The organism is Pseudomonas fitomaticsae (assembly GCF_021018765.1).
GTDB classification, from domain to species: domain Bacteria; phylum Pseudomonadota; class Gammaproteobacteria; order Pseudomonadales; family Pseudomonadaceae; genus Aquipseudomonas; species Aquipseudomonas fitomaticsae.
Genome location: NZ_CP075567.1, coordinates 6,030,120 through 6,046,628 on the forward strand (window position 1 = coordinate 6,030,120; position 16,509 = coordinate 6,046,628).

Annotated in this window: 17 protein-coding genes; 7 read left to right on the forward strand and 10 right to left on the reverse strand. The window is 60.9% G+C overall.

Annotation, left to right across the window (positions count from 1 at the left end; genetic code table 11):
• Positions 1-2: 2 nt before the first annotated feature.
• From KJY40_RS27425 to coq7, 5 genes are all read left to right on the forward strand, one after another.
• Positions 3-971, forward strand: coding sequence for an NAD(P)H-dependent flavin oxidoreductase (locus KJY40_RS27425; protein WP_085646872.1), 969 nt, complete (start codon positions 3-5; stop codon positions 969-971).
• 70 nt (positions 972-1,041) lie between these two features.
• Positions 1,042-1,992, forward strand: a complete 951-nt coding sequence (locus tag KJY40_RS27430; RefSeq protein WP_230733819.1) for a DUF805 domain-containing protein — start codon at positions 1,042-1,044, stop codon at positions 1,990-1,992.
• A gap of 61 nt (positions 1,993-2,053) precedes the next feature.
• Positions 2,054-2,842, forward strand: coding sequence for an SDR family NAD(P)-dependent oxidoreductase (locus KJY40_RS27435; protein WP_085697697.1), 789 nt, complete (start codon positions 2,054-2,056; stop codon positions 2,840-2,842).
• An 80-nt stretch (positions 2,843-2,922) separates the two neighbouring features.
• The gene (locus KJY40_RS27440; protein ID WP_003228789.1) at positions 2,923-3,261 is read left to right on the forward strand and encodes a histidine triad nucleotide-binding protein; all 339 of its coding nucleotides are present in this window, start codon (positions 2,923-2,925) and stop codon (positions 3,259-3,261) included.
• Positions 3,262-3,367: 106 nt separating this feature from the next.
• Complete coding sequence (coq7, locus tag KJY40_RS27445; RefSeq protein WP_007956317.1) at positions 3,368-4,015, forward strand: 2-polyprenyl-3-methyl-6-methoxy-1,4-benzoquinone monooxygenase; 648 nt, start codon at positions 3,368-3,370, stop codon at positions 4,013-4,015.
• Positions 4,016-4,076: 61 nt separating this feature from the next.
• On the opposite strand, the gene speD is transcribed toward coq7, so the two are convergent.
• Together speD and KJY40_RS27455 are read right to left on the reverse strand one after the other, a co-directional pair.
• Positions 4,077-4,871, reverse strand: coding sequence for an adenosylmethionine decarboxylase (gene speD, locus KJY40_RS27450; RefSeq protein ID WP_007956315.1), 795 nt, complete (start codon positions 4,869-4,871; stop codon positions 4,077-4,079).
• Between the two features lie 237 nt (positions 4,872-5,108).
• Positions 5,109-5,531, reverse strand: coding sequence for an OsmC family protein (locus KJY40_RS27455; RefSeq protein ID WP_003228794.1), 423 nt, complete (start codon positions 5,529-5,531; stop codon positions 5,109-5,111).
• Positions 5,532-5,767: 236 nt separating this feature from the next.
• Between KJY40_RS27455 and crp the strand changes: the two genes are divergently transcribed.
• Positions 5,768-6,412, forward strand: a complete 645-nt coding sequence (crp, locus tag KJY40_RS27460; RefSeq protein WP_011336190.1) for a cAMP-activated global transcriptional regulator CRP — start codon at positions 5,768-5,770, stop codon at positions 6,410-6,412.
• A 10-nt stretch (positions 6,413-6,422) separates the two neighbouring features.
• On the opposite strand, the gene KJY40_RS27465 is transcribed toward crp, so the two are convergent.
• The 4 genes from KJY40_RS27465 to KJY40_RS27480 all read right to left on the reverse strand — a co-directional run bounded on the left by KJY40_RS27465 (position 6,423) and on the right by KJY40_RS27480 (position 9,742).
• A complete protein-coding gene (locus tag KJY40_RS27465; RefSeq protein ID WP_230733821.1) occupies positions 6,423-7,121 on the reverse strand; it encodes a lipoate--protein ligase family protein in 699 nt (232 codons plus the stop codon).
• A gap of 135 nt (positions 7,122-7,256) precedes the next feature.
• The gene (trpC, locus tag KJY40_RS27470; RefSeq protein ID WP_007956311.1) at positions 7,257-8,093 is read right to left on the reverse strand and encodes an indole-3-glycerol phosphate synthase TrpC; all 837 of its coding nucleotides are present in this window, start codon (positions 8,091-8,093) and stop codon (positions 7,257-7,259) included.
• Positions 8,090-9,139 carry an anthranilate phosphoribosyltransferase gene (gene trpD / locus KJY40_RS27475; RefSeq protein WP_007956310.1) on the reverse strand — a complete coding sequence of 350 codons (1,050 nt, stop codon included), beginning with the start codon at positions 9,137-9,139 and terminating at the stop codon, positions 8,090-8,092. Before trpD ends, trpC begins: the two co-directional genes overlap by 4 nt.
• 9 nt (positions 9,140-9,148) lie before the next feature.
• A complete protein-coding gene (locus KJY40_RS27480) occupies positions 9,149-9,742 on the reverse strand; it encodes an aminodeoxychorismate/anthranilate synthase component II (RefSeq protein WP_007956309.1) in 594 nt (197 codons plus the stop codon).
• A 403-nt stretch (positions 9,743-10,145) separates the two neighbouring features.
• On the opposite strand from KJY40_RS27480, the gene estP reads away from it, so the two are divergent.
• On the forward strand, positions 10,146-12,056 hold the full coding sequence (gene estP / locus KJY40_RS27485) for an esterase EstP (RefSeq protein WP_230733823.1): 1,911 nt from the start codon (positions 10,146-10,148) through the stop codon (positions 12,054-12,056).
• Between the two features lie 72 nt (positions 12,057-12,128).
• On the opposite strand, the gene trpE is transcribed toward estP, so the two are convergent.
• From trpE to KJY40_RS27505, 4 genes are all read right to left on the reverse strand, one after another.
• Entirely contained in the window at positions 12,129-13,607 is a 1,479-nt protein-coding gene (trpE, locus tag KJY40_RS27490) for an anthranilate synthase component I (protein ID WP_230733824.1), read from the reverse strand.
• Between the two features lie 71 nt (positions 13,608-13,678).
• Positions 13,679-14,497, reverse strand: coding sequence for a phosphoglycolate phosphatase (locus tag KJY40_RS27495; protein ID WP_007956306.1), 819 nt, complete (start codon positions 14,495-14,497; stop codon positions 13,679-13,681).
• Positions 14,494-15,168, reverse strand: a complete 675-nt coding sequence (gene rpe / locus KJY40_RS27500; protein ID WP_007918813.1) for a ribulose-phosphate 3-epimerase — start codon at positions 15,166-15,168, stop codon at positions 14,494-14,496. Before rpe ends, KJY40_RS27495 begins: the two co-directional genes overlap by 4 nt.
• A gap of 114 nt (positions 15,169-15,282) precedes the next feature.
• A complete protein-coding gene (locus KJY40_RS27505) occupies positions 15,283-16,431 on the reverse strand; it encodes an iron-containing alcohol dehydrogenase (protein ID WP_230733825.1) in 1,149 nt (382 codons plus the stop codon).
• Positions 16,432-16,509: the final 78 nt, after the last annotated feature.

Sequence of the window (16,509 nt, forward strand, 5' to 3'; positions counted from 1 at the left end):
CGATGTCGCTGCCCGCTCTGCTCGAACAACGTCTGCGTCTGCCTGTGGTGGCAGCGCCGATGTTCCTCATCTCCAACCCTGAACTGGTGCTGGCGTGCTGCCGCAACGGCGTGGTTGGCAGCTTCCCGGCGCTGAACCAACGCGAAAGCAGCGGGTTCAAGGCCTGGCTGGAGCAGATCGAAGCGGGGCTGGCGACATTGGAGAATCCGGCGCCGTACGCGGTGAACCTGATCGTCCACCACAGCAACCCGCGCTTGCAGGCTGACCTGGACATCTGCGTCGAGCACAAAGTCCCCATCGTCATCACCAGCCTCGGCGCGGTGAAGGAACTGGTGGACGCCGTGCACAGTTACGGCGGCCTGGTCTTCCACGACGTGACGACCCGGCGCCACGCCGAGAAAGCTGCCGAGGCCGGTGTCGATGGTTTGATCGCCGTCGCAGCCGGTGCCGGTGGGCACGCCGGGACCTGGAGCCCGTTTTCGCTGATCGCCGAGATCCGCGAGTTCTTCGACAAGACCCTGTTGCTTGCAGGATGTTTGAACCACGGGCATGAGATTCTCGCCGCACAACTGCTCGGCGCGGATCTGGCCTACTTCGGCACGCGATTTATCGGCACCACTGAAAGTCATGCGCCTGACGCCTATAAGGAGATGCTGCTGACTGCCAAAGCCGCCGACATCATTCATACTCCTGCCGTGTCCGGTGTACCGGCCAGTTTCATGCGCCAAAGCCTGGAGGCCGCCGGTTTCGACATGGCCGCCCTGCAAGGCAAGGGTGAAGTGAATTTCGGCGACAAGCTCAAGCCGATCAACGACGAAGCCAAGGCCTGGAAAACCGTGTGGTCGGCGGGTCAGGGCGTAGGGCAGATCGACGATCTGCCAAGCGTGGATCAACTGGTGGCGCGTCTCGATGCCGAATACCGCCAGGCCCTGGAGCACGCAGCGCAACTGCCGAAACGCTGGCCACGCTGAAAGAAACCCGGCCAGTCGCTGCCTGACTGGCCTTAGACTCAATTTATCTCGCGACAAGGATGCCTCGGCCATGAGCGAACCCCGTTACAAGATCGTTTTCGACGGCGCGCTCCAGCCCGGCGTCGATATCACCACGGCCAAGCTCAACCTGGCCGATCTGTTCAAAAGCGATGTCGCCGCCATCGAGCGCCTGTTCAATGGCCGCATCGTCGCGCTCAAGCGTGATCTGTCGCACAGCGATGCGCAGACCTATCTGCAAGCACTGGGCAAGACCGGAATCGATGCCCGGATCGAAACCGAAACGCCCATCGAGCTGAACCTGTCGGATGTCCACGAGCAAAGCGCCGCCGTCGCGGAGCCTGACTCGCCTTATGCGCCCCCTCGCGCCGCCGTCGGTGAAAACCTGCCGGCATTCGCCACCCTCAAACCGTTCAGCGTCGAGGGCCGGATTGGCCGTTTGCGTTACCTGGCATGGTCGATGGTGTTGAGCCTGGTCGCCCTGCCAATCGTCAGCGTGTTCGCGCTGATCGGTCTGGGCCTGGTGAGCGCCGACTCGACGACCGGCCTGATCATCGGCGGTCTCCTCGCCTTCTTCCTGTTTCTGGCCTTCGCGATCGTCGGCATCCTGTTCAGCATTCAGCGCTTGCACGATATCGGCTGGTCCGGGTGGCTCTGGCTGCTGACGCTGGTGCCGTTCGTGGGCAGCTTCTTCCCGCTGGTGATCATGGTCGTGCCGGGCAATACCGGCGCCAACCGCTATGGCCCACCGCCTCCGCCGAACAGCACGGCAGTCAAAGTGCTGTGCTCGCTGTGGATCGTGTTTATCGGGCTGTTCTTTGTGGGTGGCTTGCTGGGCGGGATCACTGCCATTCAGCAGGAATATGAAAGCAGCCTTGAAAGCAGCTACGAGAGTGGTTCGGTCACCACCGATGAAATCGATGTCGAAGTCGAGCCCGCCGCGAATTCGGCAGACGATGCAGCCGAAGCCGCCCTCGCCCCTGTAGACTCTGCGAAAGAATGAACAACGCTCCCCGCCGTGACACCTGCGTCCACGGCGCGGCGCTGTTGCGATGGAGATTTGCATGACCCGTTACGCTCTGATCACCGGCGCCTCCAGCGGCATCGGCCTGGCCATGGCCGAAGCCCTGGCGCGCCGTGGCCGCAGCCTGATTCTGGTGGCCCGCCAGCGTGATCAGCTGGAAAGCATTGCGATTGAACTGACCCAGCGCTTCGGCGTGGAGGTGCTGTTCCGCGCCTGCGATCTCGGTGAGCCGCTGCGCCTGTCCGGTTTTCTGCTGGAGCTGGAAGAAGGCGACCGGCAGATCGATCTGCTGGTCAATTGCGCCGGCATCGGTACTTGCGGCCCGTTCCTGGCCCAGGACTGGATGACCGAACAGGATCTGATCGAAGTGAACATCCTCGCCCTCACCCGCCTCTGCCATGCCATCGGCAACAGCATGGCGTTGCAGGGCGGCGGGCAGATTCTCAATGTCGCGTCGGTGGCGGCCTTCAACCCCGGGCCGTGGATGAGCACCTACTACGCCAGCAAGGCGTATGTCCTGCACTTCTCGGAAGCACTTCGGGTGGAACTGAAGAAATGCGCGGTCAAGGTGTCGGTGCTCTGCCCCGGTCCGACCCGCACTGCGTTCTTCAGCACGGCACAACTGAACAACGACAAGCTTAACGCCAGCAAATTGCTGATGAGCCCCGAGGAGGTCGCGCTGTATACCGTGCGCGCCCTGGAGAAAAACCGCGCGATCATCATTCCCGGACGCCGAAACCGCTGGTTTGCCTTTTTGCCCCGGCTCGGTTCGCGCTGGCTCAATCGCACGATTGTCGGCATGGTCAACAAGGCTTACTGCCCGCGCTGAAGGGCCGGCAGGCAAATGGCTGGGCGCGGTGTTCCCTCGTGGGTACACTCAGGCCAGCCCAAACAACGGAGAAAACAGCTGTGGATACTCTGTTCACCAAGATCATCAACCGGGAAATCCCGGCGAAGATCATCTACGAGGACGACCAGGTTCTGGCGTTCCACGATATCGCCCCACAGGCACCGGTGCATTTTCTGGTGATCCCGAAGAAACCGGTGCGCACTCTCAACGACCTGACCGAAGACGACAAGGCACTGGCCGGGCATATCCTGTTCACCGCCCAGCGTCTGGCGCTGGAGCTGGGTTGCGAGGAAGGCTTCCGGGTGGTGATGAACTGCAATGAAAAGGGCGGGCAGACGGTCTACCACATTCATATGCACGTACTCGGTCAACGCCAGATGAACTGGCCGCCGGGCTGATCGACCTCGAAATCTGTGGGAGCGCCCTGCTCCCACATGACCCAGCGCAAACCTTCCCCGGCCGATTCGGTTAAACTGACCGCCGAGATTCTTCCCGGAGGTCAGCATGACTACCCAACGTCACTACTCGCCCATTGATCGTCTTCTGCTGCAAGCCGATGCCGCGATGCGTACCCTGCTGCCCTTCAGCGGCCAGCCGTACCGTCCGTCGCCGGCAATCGTGCAGCCCGATGTGCAGATGAGCGATGAGGACACCCGCCACGTCGCCGGCCTGATGCGCATCAACCACACCGGTGAAGTCTGCGCCCAGGCGCTGTATCAGGGCCAGGCGCTGACCGCCAAGCTGCCACAGGTGCGCGAGGCCATGGAGCATGCGGCCGAAGAAGAGATCGATCATCTGGTCTGGTGCGAACAGCGCATTCACCAGCTGGGCAGCCACACCAGTGTGCTCAATCCGCTGTTCTATGGCATGTCGTTCGGGATCGGCGCAGTCGCCGGGTTGATCAGCGATAAAGTCAGCCTCGGATTTGTCGCCGCCACCGAGCATCAGGTGTGCAAGCATCTGAACGAGCATCTGGAGCAACTGCCGGCCGAGGACGAAAAATCCCGGGCGATTCTGGAGCAGATGCGTATCGATGAAGAACATCACGCGGAAAGCGCGCTGGAGGCCGGCGGTTTCCGCTTCCCGGCGCCGGTGAAGTTCGGCATGAGCCTGTTGGCCAAAGTGATGACCAAGAGCACTTACCGAATCTGAAAAACGCCCATAAAAAAGGCGACTGCCGCAAAGCCGTCGCCTTTTTTTGTGCCCGGATTTCTTAGCTCGGCATATTGCGCGCGTAGAAGATTTCCAGCATTTCGTGTTTCACACGCTCGGTCACCTGAGCACGTTGCTCGGAAGACAGGTTGCTGGTGGCATCGCCGAACAGGTAGTTGTCCAGTTCGAAGTTCTTCAGCAGCATTTTGGTGTGGAACAGGTTTTCCTGGTACACGTTCACGTCGGTCATCTGGTACGCGTCGCGGGTGTCTTCGGAGAGGTAGTTCTGGATCGAGTTGATCTCGTGGTCGATGAAGTGCTTGTTGCCTTCAACGTCACGGGTAAAGCCGCGCACACGGTAATCCACGGTCACGATGTCCGAATCGAACTGGTGAATGAGGAAATTGAGCGCTTTGAGCGGTGAAATGACACCACAGGTCGACACGTCGATGTCCACACGGAAGGTCGCGATACCGGCGTCCGGATGGATTTCCGGGTAGGTGTGCACCGTGATGTGGCTCTTGTCGAGGTGGGCCAGGATGATTTCGGGCAATGGGCCCGGGGACTCTTCGATCTGGCTTTCGGTCGGGGTCACCGGCTCTTCCGAGATCAGAATCGTGACGCTGGCACCCTGAGGCTCATAATTCTGACTCGCAATGTTCAGAATGTTGGCACCAATGATTTCGACAACTTCCGTGAGGATCTGCGTCAGGCGTTCGGCGTTGTACTCTTGATTGATGTACTCGACGTAAGCCTGCTGGTCTTGCGGGGTTTCCGCGTAGCAGATGTCATAGATGTTGAAGCTCAAGGTCTTTGTCAGGTTATTGAACCCGTGGAGCTTGAGTTTGCTTTTCACCGTTAAAAACTCTCTATGTATGCGGCACGGCCGCGTGATCAAGCATGCCCGTCAAGTGCGAACAACGCACCTGCGTAGGACGGTTAACACCTCTTCGCGATGGCGATTTTGGTTATCTGTTCAGGCGGATGACCCGTCGGTTGACTGATCACGGCCCTGAAAAAAGTGGCGCATTATGCAGACGTCAGCGGGGGATCGCCAGAGTCTGCACTGCTTTTATGATAGTTGAATGTCGGCTCAGCCGAGTTCGACGATTTCGTAGTCGTGGGTGATCGCCACACCGGCGGCGCCGAGCATGATCGAGGCCGAGCAGTACTTCTCGGCAGACAGTTCGATGGCGCGTTTGACCTGGGCTTCTTTCAGGCCCCGGCCCTTGACCACGAAGTGCATGTGGATCTTGGTGAACACTTTCGGATCTTCGGTCGCGCGTTCGGCTTCCAGAAAGGCTTCGCAGCTTTCAACGGCCTGACGGGACTTCTTCAAAATGCTGACCACATCGAAATTGCTGCAACCGCCGACACCCAGCAGGAGCATTTCCATCGGGCGGACACCCAGGTTACGACCACCGGCGTCCGGCGGACCGTCCATGACCACGACATGACCGCTGCCGGATTCGCCGAGGAACATGGCTTCGCCAGCCCATTGGATGCGTGCCTTCATCGCCAAGACTCCACTGTAGAAAAAAGGGTCGCCAGCTTAGCACAGGGCCCCGCCCGGACAGCGAGCACGTTCCTAGGACGAATGCACCTTTAACGTAGGTGATTTCTCGAAATTTCGACGAAGTGTCTGGTAAGCTGGCGCCAATTCGCTGGCGCCCGCGCCAGACTGTTTTACGACCGCCTCAGCGCCTCATATAAAAACCAAATATAACCGTGCAGTCTTTTCGGGATACAACCATGGTTGGTATTACCCCCACACCCAAAATCAAGAACCTCGACAAGCTGCTGATGCATTGCCAGCGCCGGCGTCATGCGGCCAAGAGCAACATCATCTGCGCCGGGGATCGCTCCGACACGCTGTACTTCATCATCCGCGGCTCGGTCACGATCCTGATCGAAGACGACGACGGCCGCGAGATGATCATCGCCTACCTGAATGCCGGGGACTTCTTCGGCGAGCTGGGTCTGTTCGAAGAAGCCGGCCAGGAACAGCAGCGCAGCGCCTGGGTGCGGGCCAAGGTTGAATGCGAAGTCGCGGAAATCAGCTACGCCAAGTTCCGCGAACTGTCGCAACAGGATCCGGACATTCTTTACGTCCTCAGCGGACAAATCGCACAACGCCTGCGCAACACCACACGCAAGGTCGGCGACCTGGCGTTCTTCGACGTCACCGGTCGCGTCGCTCGCTGCCTGCTTGAGCTGTGCAAACAACCGGACGCGATGACCCACCCGGACGGCATGCAGATCAAGGTGACCCGTCAGGAAATCGGCCGGATTGTCGGTTGCTCGCGAGAGATGGTCGGTCGCGTGCTCAAGGATCTTGAGGAACGCAACCTGGTGGATGTGAAAGGCAAGACCATGGTGGTCTTCGGCACTCGCTGAGTTCCAAAGCTCAGGCGGCGTAGATCTGCGCCAGCATCAAACGAAAGAGTTCATCGAGACGCGCCAGTGCATGGGGCGCCGGGAATTTCTCATGCAGAGCGATGTGGCTGGCGGCACGTACCCGCTGCTCCAGACCACACGCTTCGTTGAAGCGGTTGACCGCCGCGACCATCGACTCACGTTCGTCATCCACCAGCATCGCACCGTGTACCAACCCCACCGGACGCTGGCCGCCCTGACTCTGGCGCCAGCGCTGGGCGGTACCGACCATCTTGCGACCGTCGAGATTGACGTTGAAGCGACCGTCGCAGAACGCACCGTCGATTTCACCCAACGACGAAGTGCCACCCAATTCATCCAGCAACTCACAGATCGGATCACACAACCGCCGATAGCCGGTTTCGATGCGGTTCAGATCACCTTCACTGCGAGGCGGTGCATAGACCAGGGCAATATTGATGGTGGAAGCCGATTGCGGAACAGGTTCGCCGCCAGTTTCACGCAGCAACACCGGCCAACCGGCCGTGGCGGAGACTTCGCAGGCGTGATCGAATCCGGGGAGGCGGTTCAAACGGCGCGGCATGACCAAAGCGCGATCGCTGGGCTGCCAGAACAGCAAGCCAAATTCGGCATCACCAGCGCAGACCGAGGCCAGCAGATCCTGCTCGGCTTGCAGGCCGGCTTCGATGGTCAGGGAAACTGGAGTCATAAAGAAGTCCGTTAGACGATCAGTCTGTGGTGAATCTTATAGCCTCTTCGCGAGCAAGCCCGCTCCCACATTAGGAATGCATTTCTCCTGTGGGAGCGGGCTTGCCCGCGAATGAGTCGACTCGGCCTGAATGAATCAGTCGAGGGTCGAACCGCTCACTGGAACGCCGCGCTCCGGGAAGAACAGACGCTGCAGTTCAATGCCCGGGCTTTCGGCGCGCATGAACGCTTCGCCGACCAGGAACGCGTAAACATCGCTGATTTCCATCAGCTCGACATCGGCACGGTTGAGAATGCCGCTTTCGGTGATCACCAGACGATCACGCGGAATGCGCGGCAGCAGGTCGAGGGTGGTTTCCAGGCTGACGTCAAAGGTGTGCAGGTTGCGGTTGTTGACCCCGACCAGCGGCGTGTCGAGGGTTTTCAACGCGCGTTCCAGCTCATCGCCGTCGTGCACTTCCACCAGCACATCGAGGCCGACGTCTTTGGCGACCGACGCCAGTTCGGCCATTTTCACGTCATCCAGCGCGGAGACGATCAGCAGCACGCAATCGGCGCCCAGGGCACGGGCTTCGACGATCTGGTACGGATCGATCATGAAGTCCTTGCGGATCACCGGCAGCGAGCACGCCGCGCGGGCCTGTTGCAGGTAGGCATCGGCGCCCTGGAAGTAGTCGATATCAGTCAGCACCGACAGGCAGGTCGCCCCGCCCTTCTCGTAGCTTTTGGCGATGTCGGCAGGAACGAAGTTCTCGCGGATCACGCCCTTGCTCGGCGACGCCTTCTTGATTTCGGCGATCACTGCCGGTTGTTTCTTCTTGGCCTGCGCCAGCAATGCCTGGGCAAAACCACGGGGTGCATCGGCCGCCTTGGCCAGACTTTCCAGCTCGCTCAGGCTCACACGAGCGCTACGCTCGGCGACTTCCTGAACCTTGCGGGCCAGAATGTTTTCCAGAACCGTCGGTACACTCATCCCTCATTCTCCACTTTGAATACCGCGGTAAAGGCACCCAACTCCTCGAGCTTTTCCCGAGCAAGACCGGTGTGCAGAGCGTCGTGGGCCAGTGCCACACCCTCTTTCAGACTTGTCGCCAGGTCGGCGGCATACAGCGCCGCACCGGCATTGAGCACGATCATTTCGGCAGCCTTCTGACCGTTCTCGGTCTTGCGCTTGCCCAGTGCATCGCGGATCAGCGCCAGCGACGCTTCCGGACCTTCGACTGACAGGCCGTGCAGGCTCTGGCTCTTCATGCCCAGATCTTCCGGCTCGACCCAATATTCGGTGATCTGATCGTCTTTCAGCTCGGCGACAAAGGTTGGTGCCGCCAGGCTGAATTCGTCCAGACCGTCCTTCGAATGCACCACCAGCACGTGCTTGCTGCCCAGACGCTGCAAGACTTCAGCCAACGGCCGGCACAGCGCCGGGGTGAACACGCCCACCACCTGATGTTTCACACCGGCCGGATTCGTAAGCGGGCCAAGCATGTTGAACAGGGTGCGCAGGCCGAGATCGCGACGCGGGCCGGCGGCGTACTTCATGGCTTTGTGGTGGGTCTGAGCAAACATGAAGCCGATGCCGACGTTGTCGATGCAGCGCGCCACCTGAACCGGGGTCAGGTTGAGGTAGATGCCGGCGGCCTCCAGCAGATCGGCACTGCCGCTCTTGCCCGACACCGCACGGTTACCGTGTTTGGCCACGGTGCAGCCAGCGGCGGCGACCACAAAGGAAGACGCAGTCGACACATTGAAAATGTTCGCGCCGTCACCGCCGGTGCCGACCACATCGACCACGCGGTCGAGGGTCTGGAGTTCGACCTTGTCCGCCAACTCGCGCATCACCGACACGGCGCCGACGATCTCGTCGATGCTCTCGCTCTTCATGCGCATGGCCATCATGAACGCGCCAATCTGCGCGTCCGTGCATTGGCCGGTCATGATTTCGCGCATCACGTCGCGCATTTCATCGGTGCTGAGGTCGAGGTGATCAACGATACGGCTCAGGGCTGTCTTGATATTCATGAAAAGTCCTTAGCGCGTGCCGCCGGTTTGTTTGAGGAAGTTGGCGAACAGTTCGTGGCCCTGCTCGGTGAGGATCGATTCCGGGTGGAACTGTACGCCCTCGATGTTCAGGGTCTTGTGACGCAGGCCCATGATTTCGTCGACCGAGCCGTCATCGTGCTGGGTCCACGCGGTCAGCTCCAGGCAATCGGGCAACGTTTCGTGTTTGACGATCAGGGAATGATAGCGAGTGACAGTCAGCGGACGGTTCAGACCGGCAAACACGCCCTTGTCCTCGTGGAATACCGGGCTAGTCTTACCGTGCATCACTTGGCGGGCGCGGACGACATCACCGCCAAAAGCCTGGCCGATGGACTGGTGACCGAGGCAGACACCGAGGATCGGCAGTTTGCCAGCGAAATGCTTGATGGCTTCGATGGAGATGCCGGCTTCGGTCGGTGTGCACGGGCCTGGGGATACGACGATCCGCTCAGGGTTGAGCGCTTCGATTTCGGCGATGGTCAGTTCGTCGTTGCGCACCACCTTGACCTCGGCACCCAGCTCGCCGAGGTATTGCACAACGTTGTAAGTAAAGGAGTCGTAGTTGTCGATCATCAGCAACATGGCGTTTCGAACCTCTTGAATTCTGACTTGAAGACAGCCTTCGGATGACTTGCCAGGGCGCTGCACACTGCAGGACGCGCAGGTCGCGTCGGCACAGCGGCATTTCAAACGGGCAAGGAAGGCAAAGCGATACAGATCCGGCGGGGCCGGCAGAAAAGATTCAGGCGCGCCAACGCCAGCGGGCGTGTGCCTTGATGACTTGATCCAGAAGTTTGCTGGTGATCAACACGGGGAAGGTCTCGTTCATACGTTTCGGCACAGTAACTTAGCTGGGCGGAGCGTGCAATATGGCCGGGGCCGTGGGGGATAAAACAATGGGAGGGTTGACGACCGATGGCAAAACGCCGGAGGTTTTTGGTACTGTCGTTTCGTTCCATACAACAATAAATAAACGGACTTGCTCATGATCAAACAGACGCTGTTTGTACCGCTCGCCGGATGCCTGCTCGCGATGGCCTGCGCCCAGGCGAACGCCGCACCCAATCCTTATTCGAATTTCGTGGTCTTCGGCGACAGCCTGAGCGATGCGGGGACTTTCACCGACAGCGGCGGTCCGGCCGGCGCCACCGAACGCTACACCAACCGCACGGGCCCGAACTATCAGGACGGCAGCGGTGAGTTCTACTCGCTCAACGCCACCCAATTGCTCGGTGGCCGTCTCGGCTTCACCCCCGATCAAACCGCCTCCTCGTCCTCGGCAGTTCGTGCCGGCCAAGGTCAGCCGGACGGTAACAACTGGGCCGTGGGCGGCTACCGCACCGACCAGATTCTCGACTCGATCACCAGCCAGTCCGCCACCGGCGAACGCACCCGCGCCGGTTATCTGCCGTCGAACGGTTTCCGTGCCGACCCGAATGCCCTGTATTACCTGACCGGGGGTGGCAACGACTTCCTTCAGGGCCGCGTCACCAGTCTTCCTCAGGCGAATGCCGCCGCCGATCGACTGGTCGACAGTGTACGCACACTGCAGGGCGCCGGTGCCCGTTACATCATGGTCTGGCTGCTGCCGGACATCGGCCTGACCCCGGCCATCAACGGTTCGCCGCTGCAGGCCTTCACCTCGCAACTCAGCGCCCAGTTCAATACTGAACTGGTCAGCCAGTTGCAGAGCGTCAACGCCAACGTCATTCCGCTGAACGTTCCGGTTCTGCTCAAAGAGGCATTCGCCAATCCGGCACAGTTCGGTCTGGCAACCGATCAGAATCTGGTCGGCACCTGCTTCAGCGGCAGCCGCTGCACCGAGAACGCCCGATATGGGATCAACAGCGCCACCCCGGACCCGACCAAGCTGATCTACAACGACGCCGTCCACCCGACCGAAGCCGGGCAGCGCCTGATTGCCGATTACGCTTACTCACTGCTGGCCGCGCCATGGGAAGCAACTCTGTTGCCGCAAATGGCTCAAGGCACCCTGCGCTCGCATCAGGATGAACTGCGCAACCAGTGGCTGGCGGATTGGGAAAACTGGCAAGCCGTTGGCCAATGGCGGGCGATTGTCGCCGGTGGCGGCCAGCATCAGGATTTCGACAGCCAGCGCAGCGGCGCCAGCGCCGACGGCAACGGTTACAACCTGAACATCGGCGGCAGCTACCGTCTCAACGACGCGTGGCGCGTGGGCGTGGCGGCTGGTTTCTACAACCAGAAACTCGAGGCCGGCGACAACGATTCGGACTACAAGCTGAACACTTATCTGGGCACCGCGTTCGCCCAGTACCAGCAGAACCGCTGGTGGGGTGATGCCGCCGTGACCGCCGGGCACCTGGATTACGACAGCCTCAAGCGCAAATTCCAGCTGGGGATCAACGAACGCGGCGAAAAAGGCGATACCGACGGCTATGTTCTGGCCTTCAGCGGACGCGTGGGTTACGACATTGCGCCAGAAGCGAGCAGCCCATGGCACCTGTCGCCATTCGTCAGCGCCGACTTTGCCAAGGTTGAAGTCGATGGCTATTCGGAAAACGGCGCCGACTCCACCGCGCTGACGTTCGATGACCAGTCGCGCATCTCCCGGCGTCTCGGCCTCGGGATCCAGGGCAAGTACCAGATCACCTCGCAGACCCAGGTGTTCGGCGAACTGGCCCATGAGCGCGAGTACAACGACGACACCCAGAATGTGACGATGAACCTCAACAGCCTGCCGAACAACCGCTACACCCTGGCCGGCTATACCCCTCAGACCAACCTGAACCGCTTGAACCTGGGCGTGAGCCACAACCTCACCAAGGATCTGGCATTGCGCGCGAGCTACGACATCCGCAAGGATGACGACTTCACCCAGCAAGGGATCAACGTTGGCGTAGCGCTCGACTTCTGATTCGCAGACCATAAAAAAAACGCGGCGCCCTCACAGGCGCCGCGTTTTTTTTATGGCTGAATCATCAATCACTCAGTCCGGGGTTTGCTCGGCCAGTGCAACAGCGCGGAACATCGCCCGGCGCTTGTTGATGGTTTCTTCCCACTCCAGCGCCGGCACCGAGTCGGCAACGATGCCGCCACCAGCCTGCACGTGCAGCTCGCCGTTCTTGATCACCGCTGTGCGGATCGCGATCGCGGTGTCCATGTTGCCGTTCCAGGCGAAGTAACCGACCGCCCCGCCATACACGCCACGCTTGACCGGCTCCAGCTCGTCGATGATTTCCATCGCGCGGATCTTCGGTGCACCGGACAAGGTGCCCGCCGGCAGGATCGCCCGCAGTGCGTCCATCGCCGTCAGCCCGGCTTTCAACTGGCCGGTCACGTTGGACACGATGTGCATCACGTTGGAATAACGCTCGATGACCATCTTCTCGGTGAGTTTCACCGAACCAATTTCCGATACGCGCCCGGTGTCGTTGCGACCGAGGTCGATCAGCATCAGGTGTTCGGCGATCTCCTTGTCATCGGACAGCAGGTCTTCTTCCAGCGCCACGTCTGCTTCTTCGGTAGCCCCACGAGGACGGGTCCCGGCAATCGGGCGCACGGTGATCAGGTTGTCTTCGACCCGCACCAGCACTTCCGGCGAACTGCCGACGACGTGGAAATCGCCGAAGTTGAAGAAGTACATGTACGGCGTCGGGTTGAAGCAACGCAGTGCGCGGTACAGATCGATCGGCGCCGCCTTGAAGTCGATCGACATGCGCTGGGACGGCACGACCTGCATGCAGTCACCGGCGAGGATGTATTCCTTGATGGTGTCGACGGCTTTTTCGTAGTCATCCTGGGTGAAACTGGAGCGGAACACCGGCTCGGCCGCCTGCTGCTTGCTGAAATCCAGGCCACGGCGCGGGGTGATCGGCTGACGCAGTTTTTCCAGCAGTTGCTGCAATTGCGCCTGGCCCTGCTCGTAGGCATCGGCCTGCGCCGGGTCGGCCAGCACGATCGCGTGCATCTTGCCGGCGAGGTTGTCGAACACCACCACCGCATCGGAGACCATCAGCAGGATGTCCGGCACGCCCAGCGGATCCGGGTTCGGGCATTTGCCGAGGCGTTTCTCTACATAGCGCACGCAGTCGTAACCGAAGTATCCGACCAGACCGCCGTTGAAGCGCGGCAGACCGGCAATGGTCGGCACGTTGTAACGGGCCTTGAAGGTTTCGACGAAGGCCAGCGGGTCTTCAACGTCGTGGCTTTCAGTTTCGATACCATCGACGGTGATACTCACGTGATGATCGTGAACCCGCAGCACGGTGCGGCACGGCAGGCCGATGATCGAGTAACGGCCCCATTTCTCGCCGCCCTGCACCGATTCGAGCAGGTAGGAGTTGGGCTGGTCGGCCAGTTTCAGGTAGATCGACAGCGGTGTGTCGAAGTCGGCCAGGGTTTCACAGGCCAGCGGGATGCGGTTGTAGCCGTCAGCGGCCAGACGCAGGAATTCTTCGCGGATCATAGGGTGCCTCGTGGTGTGAGGTGCAAATCAGTCAGGTGTGCAAACGCGCCGGCAGGCCGGCCAGGAACAAGTCAGGCGCGCCAACGCCAGCGGGCCAGGGCCTTGATGACTTTCATCCAGAGTTTGCGGGTGACCACCACGATGGCGTTTCCAGAAGGGGATTGAGAAGCGTCGGGCAACGTTATCTCAGCGGCCGTATCCAGGCAACCGGGAATTAGCTTGCGCAGATCGTCGATCACCAGCGCCGGGGATTCCTCGGCAATCGGTCGGCCATGGTTGTAGCCATAACTGAGCCCAACGCATTTGACCCCCGCCGCTTTCGCCGCCAGCACATCGCTGCGTGAATCACCAACGAACAGCGATTGCGAGGCCGGAATGCCGGACATCTTCATGACGAAGAACAGCGCCGCCGGGTCAGGTTTCTTCTGCGGCAGGGTGTCGCCGCCGATGATCCACTTGAAGTAGCGGCCGATCTTCATCTGATCCAGCAGCGGCGCGACGAAGCGCTCCGGCTTGTTGGTGATCAACGCCATGGCCACGCCCTGCTTGTGCAGCCATTTCAGGGTGTCGCGCACGCCGGGATAGACCACGGTCAGCTCATGGCTGGCGCCATAGGCTTCCATGAACACCTCCAGCGCATGCTCGGCTTCGACGTCATCCACTGAGGAATGGTCGATGCCGCCGGCCAGGGCCCGGCGCACCAGCACCGGCGCGCCGTTGCCGACCCACTCGCGCACCGACTCGATACCGGCAGGCTTGCGCCCGAGGGAGAGCAGCATGTTATCCACCGCCGCCGCCAGGTCGGGTACCGAGTCGATCAGCGTGCCATCCAGATCGAACATCACCAACCGCGGCAGTTGCCCCGGGAACAGCTGCTCAAAACCGCTCATGGGCGAGCCAGCGCCAGTTCGGAACGCATCTTGTCGATGACTTCCTGATAGTTCGGCGCATTGAAGATCGCCGAGCCGGCCACGAAGGTGTCGGCGCCGGCAGCGGCGATTTCACGGATGTTGTTGACGTTGACGCCGCCGTCGATTTCCAGGCGGATGTCACGGCCCGAGGCATCGATGATCGCGCGCGCTTCGCGCAGCTTGTCGAGGGTGCCGGGGATGAATTTCTGCCCGCCGAAGCCCGGGTTGACGCTCATCAGCAGGACCATGTCGACCTTGTCGATCACGTACTTGAGCACGTCCAGCGGGGTCGCCGGGTTGAACACCAGGCCGGATTTGCAGCCGCCTTCACGGATCAGTTGCAGCGAACGATCGACGTGCAGCGTGGCTTCCGGGTGGAAGGTGATGTAGGTGGCGCCGGCCTCGATGAAGTCGCCGACGATGCGATCCACCGGGCTGACCATCAGGTGCGCGTCGATCGGCGCGGTCACGCCGTACTTGCGCAGCGCGGCGCAGACCATCGGGCCGATGGTCAGGTTCGGTACGTAGTGGTTGTCCATGACATCGAAGTGGACGAAGTCGGCACCGGCGGCCAGAACGTTGTCCACTTCCTCGCCCAGGCGGGCGAAGTCGGCGGAGAGAATCGACGGAGCAATAACGAAGGGCTGCATGACGCACCTTTTCTGAGCTAAATCACGATGGCGCGCATTGTATACCTCAAGTTTCCGCGCGCGCACCGTGACCGAGATGATTGGGTTGTGCCATGACCGGCGGCCGGCAGTTTCTCAGTAGGCCGCCCGGTAGATCTTCTCGATGTCGGCAGCACTGAGCTTGCGTGGATTGTTGCGCATCAGGCGCTCGATTCCCGCAGCCTCCACGGCCATGGCCGGGATCGCCTCTTCGGGCACGCCGAAACTGCGCAAGCCCGGCGGGATTTCTACCGCCGCGCACAGTTCGGTCATCGCAGCGACGGCGCTGTCGGCCGCGTCATTGAGACTCAGATGAGCGGTCTTCACCCCCATGGCTTCGGCGATATCCTGCATCCGTTCGACGCAGGCCATCTTGTTCCAGGTCATGACATACGGCAGCAACAGCGCATTGCTGACGCCGTGGGCAATGTTGAAACGCCCGCCCAGTGGATAGGCCAGCGCATGCACCGCGCCAACCCCGGCATTGCCGAACGCCATGCCGGCCATCAGGCTGGCGGTGGCCATGTCTTCCCGGGCCTGCAGGTTGGACGGGTTGGCGTAGACCTTGGGTAATGACCGAGCGATCAACTTGATCGCACCGATGGCCAGCGAATCGGTGATCGGCGAGGCATTCAGTGACAAGTAGGATTCGATGGCATGCACCAGTGCATCGACGCCACTGGCGGCAGTGACACTGCGCGGACAGGTCAGGGTCATCTGCGGGCTGACCAGCGCCACGTCCGGCAACAGATAGTCGCTGACGATGCCTTTCTTCAGTTGGGCGACCTTGTCCGAAAGAATGGCGACGTTGGTCACTTCAGAACCGGTGCCGGCCGTGGTCGGGATGGCGATCAACGGTGGGCCTTTGCGCGGCACCTGATCGACGCCGAACAGATCCTCCAGCGCACCGTGATAACCGGCGTACGCCGCGACGCTCTTGGCGATGTCGATCGCACTGCCGCCGCCGAGGCCGATCAGCCCGTCATGCCCGCCCTCTCGGTAGACACGCATGCAATCCTCGACGATGGCGATTTCCGGATCCGGCAGCACCCGGTCGAAGATTTCGTACTCGCGCTCACCGATTTGCGCCAGCGCCAGCTCCACCGTACCGGACTTGACCAGCGCGGCATCGGTGACGATCAGCGGGTTGTCGATATCCAGCCGCGTGAGTTCGGCCGCCAGTTGCTCGATGGCCCCGGCGCCGGTGATCAGTTTGTGAGCGATCTTGAACGAGGAAAGACTCATCGTGCGCAGCCTCTTATAGATGTGGGAGCTGAGCACAAGCGTAGCTGGGGAATTCGGGTTGTCTGTCATTCAGCGCAT